Source organism: Larsenimonas rhizosphaerae, from assembly GCF_026240105.1.
Lineage (GTDB): Bacteria > Pseudomonadota > Gammaproteobacteria > Pseudomonadales > Halomonadaceae > Larsenimonas > Larsenimonas rhizosphaerae.
Genome location: NZ_JAPIVE010000002.1, coordinates 281,362 through 293,603, shown reverse-complemented (window position 1 = coordinate 293,603; position 12,242 = coordinate 281,362). Strand labels below are relative to the sequence as shown.

The 12,242-nt window shown below is 59.1% G+C and carries 10 protein-coding genes; 3 read left to right on the top strand and 7 right to left on the bottom strand.

What is annotated here, in order from left to right:
• Positions 1-10: 10 nt before the first annotated feature.
• From OQ287_RS07875 to OQ287_RS07860, 4 genes are all read right to left on the bottom strand, one after another.
• Positions 11-1,111, bottom strand: a complete 1,101-nt coding sequence (locus OQ287_RS07875) for an amino acid ABC transporter permease (RefSeq protein ID WP_265896098.1) — start codon at positions 1,109-1,111, stop codon at positions 11-13.
• A gap of 2 nt (positions 1,112-1,113) precedes the next feature.
• Positions 1,114-2,304, bottom strand: coding sequence for an amino acid ABC transporter permease (locus tag OQ287_RS07870; protein ID WP_265896097.1), 1,191 nt, complete (start codon positions 2,302-2,304; stop codon positions 1,114-1,116).
• A gap of 79 nt (positions 2,305-2,383) precedes the next feature.
• Positions 2,384-3,418 (bottom strand): amino acid ABC transporter substrate-binding protein, encoded by a 1,035-nt coding sequence (locus OQ287_RS07865; protein WP_265896096.1) that lies wholly within the window; start codon positions 3,416-3,418, stop codon positions 2,384-2,386.
• Positions 3,419-3,645: 227 nt separating this feature from the next.
• Positions 3,646-5,634: an acetoacetate--CoA ligase gene (locus tag OQ287_RS07860; protein ID WP_322974108.1), complete on the bottom strand. Its 1,989-nt coding sequence runs from the start codon at positions 5,632-5,634 to the stop codon at positions 3,646-3,648.
• A gap of 225 nt (positions 5,635-5,859) precedes the next feature.
• Between OQ287_RS07860 and OQ287_RS07855 the strand changes: the two genes are divergently transcribed.
• Entirely contained in the window at positions 5,860-8,136 is a 2,277-nt protein-coding gene (locus OQ287_RS07855) for a mechanosensitive ion channel domain-containing protein (RefSeq protein WP_265896095.1), read from the top strand.
• A 70-nt stretch (positions 8,137-8,206) separates the two neighbouring features.
• Here OQ287_RS07855 and speE read toward each other — a convergent pair whose 3' ends face one another.
• From speE to hemE, 3 genes are all read right to left on the bottom strand, one after another.
• Positions 8,207-9,070 carry a polyamine aminopropyltransferase gene (gene speE / locus OQ287_RS07850; RefSeq protein WP_265896094.1) on the bottom strand — a complete coding sequence of 288 codons (864 nt, stop codon included), beginning with the start codon at positions 9,068-9,070 and terminating at the stop codon, positions 8,207-8,209.
• Positions 9,071-9,185: 115 nt separating this feature from the next.
• Positions 9,186-9,530 carry a VanZ family protein gene (locus OQ287_RS07845; protein WP_265896093.1) on the bottom strand — a complete coding sequence of 115 codons (345 nt, stop codon included), beginning with the start codon at positions 9,528-9,530 and terminating at the stop codon, positions 9,186-9,188.
• Positions 9,523-10,584, bottom strand: a complete 1,062-nt coding sequence (gene hemE / locus OQ287_RS07840) for a uroporphyrinogen decarboxylase (RefSeq protein WP_265896092.1) — start codon at positions 10,582-10,584, stop codon at positions 9,523-9,525. Before hemE ends, OQ287_RS07845 begins: the two co-directional genes overlap by 8 nt.
• Before the next feature lie 266 nt (positions 10,585-10,850).
• On the opposite strand from hemE, the gene ribA reads away from it, so the two are divergent.
• Both ribA and trhA read left to right on the top strand, forming a co-directional pair.
• Positions 10,851-11,486, top strand: a complete 636-nt coding sequence (gene ribA, locus OQ287_RS07835) for a GTP cyclohydrolase II (protein WP_250937942.1) — start codon at positions 10,851-10,853, stop codon at positions 11,484-11,486.
• A 43-nt stretch (positions 11,487-11,529) separates the two neighbouring features.
• Positions 11,530-12,222: a PAQR family membrane homeostasis protein TrhA gene (gene trhA, locus OQ287_RS07830; RefSeq protein ID WP_250935051.1), complete on the top strand. Its 693-nt coding sequence runs from the start codon at positions 11,530-11,532 to the stop codon at positions 12,220-12,222.
• Positions 12,223-12,242 lie beyond the last annotated feature (20 nt).

Below are 12,242 nucleotides of genomic sequence, written 5' to 3'. Positions count from 1 at the left end.
GACACACCGGTCAATGGCCTCGATAAAGCCGGCGCTCGATGAACTGACTGTACCGGGACATTCCGAAGCAGAAGATCCAGTACACCAGCGCGGCAAACACGAAGCCTTCGATGGCAAACCCGAGCCAGCTTGAATCACTGGTACCGGCCTTGATAAGCGCCAGAAAGTCGAACAGACCGATGATCAGTACCAGCGTCGTATCCTTGAACAGCGCAATGAATGTGTTGACGATCCCGGGAATGACCAGCTTGAGCGCCTGAGGCAACACGACCAGCCCCATGCGCTGCCAGTACCCCAATCCCAGTGCCGCCCCGGCTTCACCCTGCCCGGATGGTATGGCCTGCAGCCCGCTGCGAACCACTTCAGCCATGTAGGCACTCCAGAACAGCATGATCCCCACCAGTGCCCGCAGCAACTTGTCGATGTTGAAGTCCTCCGGCACGAACAGGGGAAACATGACAGAGGCCATGAACAGCACCGTGATCAGCGGTACACCACGCCAGAACTCGATGAATACGACACATACGCCCCTGACCAGCGGCATGCTGGAGCGCCGCCCCAGCGCCAGCACAATACCCAGCGGCAACGACCCGACAATGCCGACCGAAGCAATGACCAGTGTCAGCATCAACCCGCCCCAGCACCGCGTGGGAACATGCTCCAGCCCGAACCCGCCGGACAGCAGAAAAAAGGCCACCACCGGGAAAACCAGCAGCCCCACCAGCGCCGCTACTTTCTTGCCGGGTACGGCAGGCACCATCAGCCAGATACCCAGCACCACAAACAGCACGAACACGATATCGACACGCCAGCGTTGCGCCTCGGGATAAAACCCGTAGATCAACGAGCCAAGCCGCGTCTCGATATAGACCCAGCAGGCCCCATCACCACTACAATCGGCGCGGCTGTCCCCCACCCACTGGGCCTTGATCAACGCCCACTCGATGACAGGCACCAGGGCGTAGATGGCCAGGGCCCCGACCAGAAGCGTCACCAGGCTGTTGACGGGACCCGAAAACAGATTTTCATGCAGCCAGCCCCGCAGGCCCTGGCGGGAGACCGGCGGCTTGCGAGGAGAGATCAGTGATTCGCGAAAAAAGGATGTCGCCATGATCAGCGCTCCCTGAGCGCCGTGCGCGCGTTGTATATGTTCATCAGCAACGACACCAGAAGGCTCAGTACCAGATACACCGCCATCGTCATGGCCATGATTTCAACCGACTGCCCCACCTGATTGAGCGTGGTGCCGGCAAAGACGGCGACCAGATCCGGATAACCGATCGCTGTCGCCAGAGAGGAGTTCTTGATCAGGTTCAGGTACTGACTGGTCATCTGAGGAATGATGACACGCATGGCCTGCGGGATGATCACCTGGTTCATGGTCAGTCTCGGCGGCAGGCTGAGGGCCCTGGCAGCCTCGGTTTGCCCCTTCGGGACCGACTGAATGCCGGAACGCACGATTTCGGCAATAAAGGCGGCGGTATAGATCGACAGCGCAATCCACAGCGCCAGCAATTCCGGCAGTACCGTCAGGCCACCACTGAAATTGAATCCCTTGAGTGCCGGAACATCCCACTGCAGCGGGCTACCCGACACGAGGAAGACCATCACAGGCAGTCCGAGCACCAAAGCCGGAATGATCCATCCCATCGGCAGCCGTCGGCCGGTGCGCGACTGTCGCTGCCGGTTATAGCGCGCCATCAGCATGGCCGCCACGCTACCTGCCAGCAGTGCTGCCACGCTGAACCAGAATCCGGTCTGGGGCTCTGGCGCGGGGACGAACAGGCCTCGACCATTCAGAAACACCATATCCCCCAGAGACAGGCTCTGACGGGGTGATGGCATGCTTCGAATAACGGCGATATACCAGAACAGAATCTGCAGCAGCAACGGAATATTGCGAAACAGCTCGACATAGACCGTGGCAAGCTTCGCCAGCAGATAATTGGGAGAAAGGCGGGCAATGCCCACGGTGAACCCGATGATGGTCGCCGCGACAATACCGAGTGCCGAGACCAGAAGGGTATTGAGCAACCCAATGACAAACGTACGCCCATAGGTGCTGTTGCCATCATAGGAAATCAGGGTCTGGGAAATGGAAAACCCGGCACGGTTATCCAGAAAATCAAACCCAGTATTGATGCCTCGGGCATCAAGATTCTGCAACGTGTTGTGAACCAGCAACCCGATGACCGAGGCCAGCCCGATCAGCAAAAGCACCTGAAATACCAGCGCGCGGGCCGCCGGATCACGCCACAGGGGCCCTCGCCCGCGCCGGGGGAGAGAATCGAAAGGACGCAGCATGCAGGCTCTCCGGTGAGAGGTCGTTAATCGGAAAAGGCATGAACGCGCCGCCCTTTACGGGCGGCGCCCCAGCAGGGGATTAACGAATCGGCGGCGCGTACTGAATGCCACCATTGTTCCAGAGGGCGTTGATACCGCGCGGAATATCGAGCGGAGAGTCCTTGCCGACCGTCCGGTCATAGACCTCGCCGTAATTGCCGACCTGCTTGATGATGTTGTAGGCCCACGCGTTGGAGAGCCCCATCTGCTCACCGTAGTTACCGTCCTTGCCCAGAAGACGTGCCACATTGGGATTGGGCGGGTTGTCACGCATGTCATCGACATTACTGCTGGTAACACCCAGCTCTTCAGCATCAAGCATGGCGAACAGGGTCCATTTGACCACGTCGAACCATTGATCATCCCCCTGGGCAACCACCGGGCCCAGCGGTTCCTTCGAAATACGCTCGGGCAGGATTACCGCACTGTCCGGTTCCTTTAGCTGCAGACGCAAGGCGGCCAGCTGCGACGAATCGGACGTCAGGGCATCACAGCGGCCACTGTCGAACCCCTGCGCGGTCTGGGACATTTCATCAAAGGCCACGGCCTTGTACTGCATGTCCTGTGCGCGGAAATAGTCGGCCAGATTCAGCTCGGTCGTGGTACCGGAGTTGACGCAGATGGATGCACCATCCAGCTCCCTGGCGCTGCTGACCCCCAGGGACTTCTTGACCAGAAACCCCTGGCCATCGTAGAAGTTCACGCCGGCAAAGTTGAGCCCCATGCTATTGTCGCGCGACGCCGTCCAGGTCGTATTGCGTGACAGCACATCCACCTCGCCCGACTGCAGGGCCGTGAAACGCTCCTTGGCTGTCAGGGGAGCAAACGCCACCTTGTTCTGGTCATCCAGAACCGCCGCCGCGACTGCCTTGCAGACCTCGACATCAATCCCCTGCCATTTGCCCTTTGAATCCGGCGACGAGAATCCGGCCAGACCATCGCTGACGCCACAACGCACCTGGCCACGATCCTTGACCTCATCAAGCGTGGCGGCCTGAACCATGGCAGAAGCCCCCAGCAGGGCAATACCTGTCAATGCAGCAAAAGAAAGGACCTGATTGTTCTTGTTGATCATGAATAAATCCCTTGTGCTGAAAAATGGAACATCAGTTGCACCATCTCCCATGATCATTGCAAGGGGCGTTCCACTTTCAGCCACCTGTTCGCAAAATCATGAAGATTCGACAAAAAAGGGCCCAATCAGCCGGGTATGGCAGACGCATCAGGACAAACAGTGAATTCAAAAAGGTTCCGGAAAGGGGGAAGTGCACCAGCGCAAACGCGCTGGTGCACCACTATCGTTCATGAAGCCAGCGCGTCGAGTCCATCGAAGAAGGCCAGTGATTCCGGGTTGGCCAGGGCCTCCCGATTCTTGACCGGCCGGCCATGTACTACATGGCTGACCGCCAGCTCAACCAGCTTGCCGGAACGGGTACGAGGAAGTTCAGGTGCCTCGATGATAATGGCGGGCACATGCCGAGGGGTGGCATGGGTACGAATGGTCTGGCGAATCTCCTCGGCAATCTCATCGTTCAGCGCATGACCGGATTTCATGGTCACAAACAGCACCACACGAATGTCGCCCTCCCATTGCTGGCCGATACACAGCGCTTCCTGAACACTGTCGACCCGGTCGACCTGACGATAGATTTCTGCCGTACCGATACGCACGCCGCCGGGTTTGAGCAGGGCATCCGAGCGCCCATGAATCACCAGACCGTCATTGTCTGTCAGCTCGGCAAAGTCACCATGAGCCCAGATATTGTCGAATTCAGAGAAGTACGCCTCGTGATAACGCTCTCCATCGGGGTCATTCCAGAAACCGACCGGCATGCAGGGAAACGGCTTTCTGCATACCAGTTCGCCCTTCTCGCCGCTCACCGGCTGGCCGTCATCATTGAAAACGGCCACATCCATGCCAAGCCCCAGACACTGCAGTTCACCACGATAAACGGGGCGGATCGGGCATCCCAGGGCAAAACAGGACACGATATCCGTACCGCCGGAAATGGAAGACAGCATCAGATCCTGCCTGATTTCGCGATACACATAGTCGAAGGATTCATGCGACAGGGCCGAGCCCGTCGACAGGATGGCTCGCAGATGCACCAGGTCATGACTCTTGTCCGGTGCCAGCCCTTCCTTTTCACAGGCTGCGATATAACGGGCACTGGTGCCGAACACGCTGACCTGGTCGATTTCAATGATATCCCAGAGTACTTCCGGCCCCGGGCTAAGCGGCATGCCGTCAAACAGCACCAGTGTGGCTCCCGTGGCCAGCCCACTGACCAGCCAGTTCCACATCATCCAGCCGCAGGTGGTGTAGAAAAACAGCACATCATCCTGATCCAGATCGGTATGCAGCCGGTGCTCCTTCAGGTGCTGCAGGAGTGAACCACCGGCGCCATGCACGATGCACTTGGGAGCCCCGGTAGTTCCGGAGGAATAAAGGATATAGAGAGGATGATCAAAGGGCAGTGATCGGAAATCAATCTCGGCGGCTTCCCCATCCAGAAAATGATCCCAGCTTACTGCCTTGGGAATGGCTGAAATGTCCGGGGTATCCTCATAAAATCCGAACACCACCGTGGTCGTCACACTGTCCAGCGCCTCACTGACCTTCCCCACCCGCTCACGGATATCAATGTGCCTGCCATTCCAGCTATACCCGTCACAGGCCAGAATGATGCGTGGCTCAATCTGACCAAAGCGGTCCAGGATGCCGGCCTCGCCAAAATCAGGCGAACAGGATGACCATATGGCCCCCAGACTTGCCGAAGCCAGCAGACCAATGACGGCATGCTCACTGTTGGGCACTACCCCGCCAATGCGGTCCCCGGCGGTCACACCCGCCTTGTCGAGAGCACTGGCCAGGCGGGCGACCTGATCATAGAGCGCGTAATAGCTCAGCGCGCGATGGCGGCCGCGCTCATCGCGGCAGATCAGGGCCGTATGTTCATCACGGCGCCACAGACAGTTGGCAGCATAGTTGAGGCGGCTTCCCTCGAACCAGCGGGCCCGTTCCATTCGCCCTTCCTCGCCATCGGCCCAGGTCAGGATATGGTCCGGGGCCGTGTCAGCGATCACATTGAAATCACCCCACAGCTCGGACCAGAACGTTTCGAGATGCTCGACACTGAAGGCATGAAGCGCAGCATAGTCAGGCAGCGCCACACCATGATCCCGCTCGATGCGGCGCATCAGCGCACTCATCTGCGTCGCCTTGACCCGCCCGGGCTCGGGGTACCACAAGGCTTCTTCCATCGAGGTGGATGAATCATATTCGGACATCACACATGACTCCCTGGTAAGGCGGTTACCGCCGGTGACAAGGGGGTGCCGCAGCACTCCTGAGCCATTCAATGGAACCGGCTCTTGAAATCACTGTAGTGCAAAACCTCCCGTGGGACGCAATGCTCTTTCAGGGTGGGCGCGTGACAGGGAACATGTCAAAGTAGTCCCTGTCCTTCGCCCGCATGACCGGGCGTTTTCCTGAACTCCCATACTGGAACTACCATGCACGTCCTTCCCGGTCTGCAGCGCCTTTCTATCCTGTTGATATTCCTGCTGTGCCTTGTGGTCATGCTGCCCGCCAAGGCGGCGATCCCCGGTGCAGGCACACTGCCCGGCCAGACGGCCTCGACGGATGCGCCGTCCGCCGGCGCACTGAACGACTCGCTGAGTCAGGTGATCTCGACGCTTGAAAACGATCAGCAGCGCCAGGCCCTGCTGGAAAGCCTCAAGCAACTACAGCAGGCCAACGAGCAAAGAAAGGACGCCGACACCGGTTCCTCGGGTCTGCTGGGTGCGCTGGCCAGTTCAATCAGCACCTTCGACGGTCAGGACCGCACCGGCTTTCTCGCGCGCTGGAAGCTCAAGGCCATCAAGGCCGGCCAGGATCTGACCTCGCGGATGACACTGAGCGTGGGAGCCGGACGCCTGCTCAGCCATTTCCTGATGACCATTAGTATCTGGTTCGGCATCGGCTGGGGGCTCAAATGGCTGGTTCGGGTACTGGCGCGCTACTACTCATGGGATATTTCCCTGCCGGAAGAGCCGGCCTTCATTGCCGTACTGCGCTATTTCCTGCGCCGTGCACTGCCCTGGAGCATTGCCTTCGGCGCCACCCTGGGCATTGCCTCGCTGCTTCCTGCCTCGGCCGGCATTACGCTGGGCATGGTCATGGCCTACGTCTCCCTGGCCGGGCTGCTGTTCCGGCTGATATGCGAGATCATCTTTTCGCTGTTCGGCTATGGTCACCGTCGAATTGCACAGCGCCTGCTGCGCCAGCGCGCTCTGGGGCGGCTGTTTGTCATCGGAGCGCTGGCCGCGCTGGGTGATGCGGCCAATGCCGACGAAGTACGGCAGCTGGTCGGTAACAATCTGGGATCCTTTTTATCGGAAATGGCCAATCTGGCTGCCGTGGTCATTACCGGCATCTTCATCATTCGCTTCAAGCGCCCCATTCGCCACCTGATTCAAAACAGTCCGTATCCGCAGCGAAAGCAGCGAAGCAATGCCATGGTGCTGATGTATGCCCTGGGGCGCATCTGGCATATTCCGGCCACTCTGTTCGTGGCAGCGCTGTTCCTGTCAGTGATCACGCTCAGCGGCGATGCCCGTTCGGCCTTTGCCAAGGCCGTCTTTACCGCCGGGCTGCTGGTGGTGGTGCTGATCATCAACGGGGTTATCCGTCGTCATCGTGAGCAGGAGCGTCCGCGAGGCAAGCGCCGCCGCTATTCACTTTACTGGCGGCGGTTGAGCCGCTTCGGCTATACCGTTCTGCAGCTGATCAGCTGGGTGATCTTTCTCGAGATTGCACTGCAGCTATGGGGGTACAGCCTGACCCAGGCCCGTGACCCCCAGACCCTCTGGCAGTACGTCGCGCATAGCCTTTTAAGTCTTGGCACCACGCTATTGCTGGCATGGCTGGTATGGATCGTGCTGGATACCGCCATCCAGCAGGCGCTGAAGTCCACCATGAAGACCCACCGGGGACGCCATCAAAGTACCCGGGCCCAGACCATTGCCCCTCTCATTCGCAATGTGGTGTTTGTCACCATTTCGGTCATCACCCTGATCGTGGTGCTGGCCAATCTGGGCGTCAACGTTACGCCGCTGCTGGCCGGTGCCGGTGTCATCGGTCTGGCCGTAGGTTTCGGGGCACAGACCCTGGTACAGGACCTGATTACCGGTGTGTTCATTCTGATCGAGGATACGCTGGCCATCGATGATTTCGTTGATGTCGGCGGTCATATGGGGACGGTCGAAAAGCTCAGTATTCGAACCGTCAGGCTGCGTGACCTGGACGGTATCGTGCATTCGATTCCGTTCAGTCAGATCAAGTCGATTCAGAACTACTCCCGCGAATTCGGCATTGCCCTGTTCCGCATTCGCATCCCCCATGAGCTGAAGATCGATGACGCCATGAAGATGGTGCAGGAAGTGGCCGATGAGCTTCGGCAGGCAACCTTTGGTCGCTTTTATATCTGGTCGCCCCTGGAGTTTCAGGGCATCGACAGCTTTGATAACGGCGCCGCCATTCTCAGGGCACAGTTCAGAACATCACCGGTAAAACAATGGGAAGTCGCTCGCGAATTCAATCTGCGCCTCAAGCGCCGTATGGAAAATGACGGCATCAACATGGCCATGTCGCGCATGAGCATTCAGATGGAAAGTGGCGATCCCGTGCAGGGCGCCGCCCCACTGCATCACTCCGGGGCCACCTCGAACGGCCCGTTCCCCGGCGACGGCCCGGTGCGAGGCCCCTCACACGGGGAGGATCCGACCTGACAGCAAAGAGGCCGGATAAAAAAGGGCGGCTCATTGAGCCGCCCCTTGCTACCTATTTATTTTGCCACATTCACTCTACCAGCTGGCGCCGCATGAACGGCGGCAATACCAGAGCCCCCTGATGAAGAGCGCTACTGTAATACTCAAGTGCCAGATCCGCGCTGTCGGCATCGTTACTGCGAAACGTTGCCGTATCGCAGCCCTTGCCGGCCAGCGTGCAGCTCCACCAGCCGGACGGATAAGTCGGCTGCGGGAAAGGCAGAGTGGCCACACTGTCGAAACCGGCAGCGCGCATGTCACGACGCAGCTCCCGGATAATGGTGCCGGTGTGGTAGAGCGGTGATTCACTCTGCTGCACCATCACGCCACCCGGAGCCAGGATGCGATGGCACCGCGCCAGAAAATCGGTCTTGAACAGGCCTTCGGCAGGGCCGACCGGGTCTGTCGAGTCGATGATCATGACATCGATGCTTTCATCAGGGCAGTTGTCGACCCATTTGACGCCATCCTCGAAAAGAAGCTCTGCCCGTGGATCGTCATTGCGCTCGACCAGCGTCGGAAAAAAGCGTTCGGCAGCCCGGGTCACTTCCTCATCAATATCGATCTGCGTCACCTTCTCGACACCGGGGTGCTTGAGCACCTCACGAAGCGTACCGCAGTCCCCGCCGCCGATAATCACGACCCGCTTTGGCGCGGCGTGAGTAAACAGCACCGGATGCGACATCATTTCGTGGTACAGGAAGTTGTCACGATCCGTCAGCATGACGCAGCCATCCAGCACCATCAGCCGGCCGTGCGTCTCGGTCTCGAAGACTTCCAGATGCTGATAGGGCGAGGTCACATCCAGCAGTTTTTCAGTCACTCGGAGCGCAATGGCGCTGCCCTGCTGATCGAATACCTCGGTAAACCACCCATCCATCGGCTGCTCACTCATCTACCCTGACTCCTGCATACCGCCCCTGGCGGCTCGTTCGTTCCGGTCACCCCGGGAGGTGACGCCTTGTGTCCCGGCGCACCTTAGCCGCCGGTACAGGAAAAGAAAAGCGTGTTTATCGGCGCTGCCGGTACAGCCGGATAATCGTGGCCAGCACCAGGCCGGCCAGTGCGCCCAGGGTATTGGCCAGAATATCCTCCCAGTCTCCCCCCATGCGGCCGGGCACCAGGCACTGGCCATACTCGATGGCGACGCCGAACACAAAGGCGCTCATCAATGCCTGCAGCCGGGTCAGCCCGGCCGCATATAACAGCGCGGCCAGCACGCCGTAGCCCAACCCATGCTGAAGCTTGTCCCATGGCAGATGCGACGGCAGGTCATCGCCAGGCATCAGACTGCCGATGGCAATGGCCATCGCCCAGCCCCCGGCAGCCATCTTCCAGAGCGTATGGCTAGCCATGATACGCCGGGCTCATTTCGTGCAGACCGTCAATGAAGGCGGTGACGTGCTCAGGTGGCGTAAACTGGGAAATGCCATGCCCCAGATTGAAGATATGCCCTTCTCCCGGCCCGAAGCTGTCCAGGATGCGCTTGACCTCGGCCCGGATGGCCGCCGGTTTGGCAAACAGGACGTTCGGATCAAGGTTGCCCTGCAGGGCAACACGATCCCCGACCCGTGCCCGAGCACCGGAAAGCTCGGTGCTCCAGTCAAGGCCGAGCGCGTCAGCGCCACTGTCTGCAATCTGCTCCAGCCACTGGCCACCGTTTTTGGTGAACAGGATTACCGGTACACGGCGCCCGTCATGCTCGCGAATCAAGCCATTGACGATCCGTGTCATGTAATCCAGCGAGAAGGCCTGATAGGCCGGCGTGGACAGCGCGCCGCCCCAGGTATCAAAGATCTGCACGACCTGCGCGCCGGCACGGATCTGGGCATTGAGGTAATCGGTTACCGCATCCGCCAGGGTGCTCAGCAACAGGTGCAGCGTTTCGGGTTCGCCATAAAGCATTGACTTGATATGACGAAAATCCTTGCTGGAACCGCCTTCCACCATGTAGGTCGCCAGCGTCCAGGGACTGCCGGAAAAGCCGATCAGTGGCACACGACCATTCAGTTCATGTCGAATGGTGCGCACGGCATTCATGACGTAATCAAGATCACGCTCGGCGTCCGGGGCCGTCAGTTTCTCGACCGCCTCGCGCGTGCGCACCGGATGGGAGAACTTGGGGCCCTCACCGGTCTCGAAATAAAGTCCCAGCCCCATCGCATCAGGGATGGTCAGGATGTCCGAAAACAGAATGGCAGCGTCGAGGTCATACCGCTCCAGCGGCTGCAGGGTTACTTCACAGGCCCTGTCGCGGTCGCGGCACAGGTCCATGAAACTGCCCGCCTGGCCACGCACTTCGCGGTATTCCGGCAGGTAGCGTCCGGCCTGACGCATCATCCACACAGGGGTGCGATCCACTGGCTGGCGAGCCAGGGCGCGAAGAAAACGATCATTCTTAAGCGTCATGCAATAAGCTCTCAGGCATAAATGTCGTCCCAGTGTAACGGAGACGCCCGCGTTTGGCCTGAATCAGGCCCAACAATTGCCCTATCGATGCCATCCTCACGATCTATTTCAACTAAATAGCGCATTTATACAGTATCTATATTAATTTCCGGGGGACCTGCAGAATGGTTTGCCCTCTTAAGCCGATGAGGGGGCCGTCTGTTCTTGTTACACTATTGCTTTGTCCCCGCCTCCGGGATGACATGCTCAATACCACTGAGGTGAACGTGACCATTCACTATATAGCGGCCTCGCGCCTGCCTACCCCCTGGGCCACCTTTACCATGCACGGGTTCGAGGATACCGAAACCGGCAAGGACCACGTTGTCTTGACGCTGGGTGATGTGGATGACGGCCACCCGGTGCTTGCACGGGTGCACTCCGAATGCCTCACCGGTGATGCGCTGTTTTCAATGCGCTGTGACTGCGGATACCAACTGCAGGCAGCGCTCAAGCGGATCGCCGAAGAGGGGCGTGGCGCCCTGCTCTATCTGCGCCAGGAAGGCCGGGGGATCGGGCTGCTGAACAAGATCAGGGCCTATCACCTTCAGGATGAAGGCGCTGATACCGTAGAAGCCAATGAGGCCCTGGGCTTTGCTGCCGACCTTCGCCGCTACGATATCTGTACACCCATGCTCGATCATCTGGGCATAAAGGGGCTGCGTCTGATGACCAACAACCCCCGCAAGGTCGACGGATTGAAACAACAGGGTGTCAATGTGGTCGAACGGGTATCCATCACGGCCGGGCGGAATCCTCACAACGAGCATTACCTGACCACCAAGGCCGGTAAAATGGGTCATATGATGGGGCTGGAGGAGTTTACACTGGCAGCATCGGTCGATACGGATCGACGCCAGTAACCCCTGATTCTGCCCCCGGGGACTGGCAAGGGGGAGCAGCACCATGGACAAGCAGGGAACTCATCCGATAGAGCGCTTCGAGGAAGAATACACCCGGCTGGAGGAGTGGCTCAGCTCCTCCTCGCACGCTGTCGGGGCGCTTCTCAGTATTGCCGGACTCACGGTACTGATTGTCATGGCCAGCGTGGCGGCTCGGGTTGATCCATGGAAGATTGTCAGTATTTCCCTGTATGGCGCCAGCCTCATTGCCCTGTATGTTGTCTCGACGGTATATCACTTTACGCGCCGCCCTCGCCTGAAACGGCTGTTTCAGCACCTGGACCATTGTGCGATCTATCTGCTGATTGCCGGCACTTATACACCGTTCGTGCTGGTCAACATGCGCGGCCCCACAGGCTGGGGACTCTTTGCCGCTGTCTGGGGGCTGGCCATTTTCGGCATCGTGGTCAAGGCCTGCTGGCCCTATCGCCTTGAAGCCCTTCGCGTCACCATTTATCTGGTCATGGGCTGGCTGATGGTGTTCTTTACAGACCAGATGGTTGCCTCGCTGTCTCCCGAAGGCGTTCGCCTGCTGATTGCCGGTGGCATCATCTATACCGTGGGCGTCGTGTTTTACGCCATCAGCGCCATCCCCTATGGGCACGCCATCTGGCACCTGTTCGTGCTGGGCGGCAGCGTGTGTCATTTTCTTGCGATATACCATGGCGTCTTAAGCTACCCCTATCCTTCCAGCTGACAGACAGCCTCACATTTGCT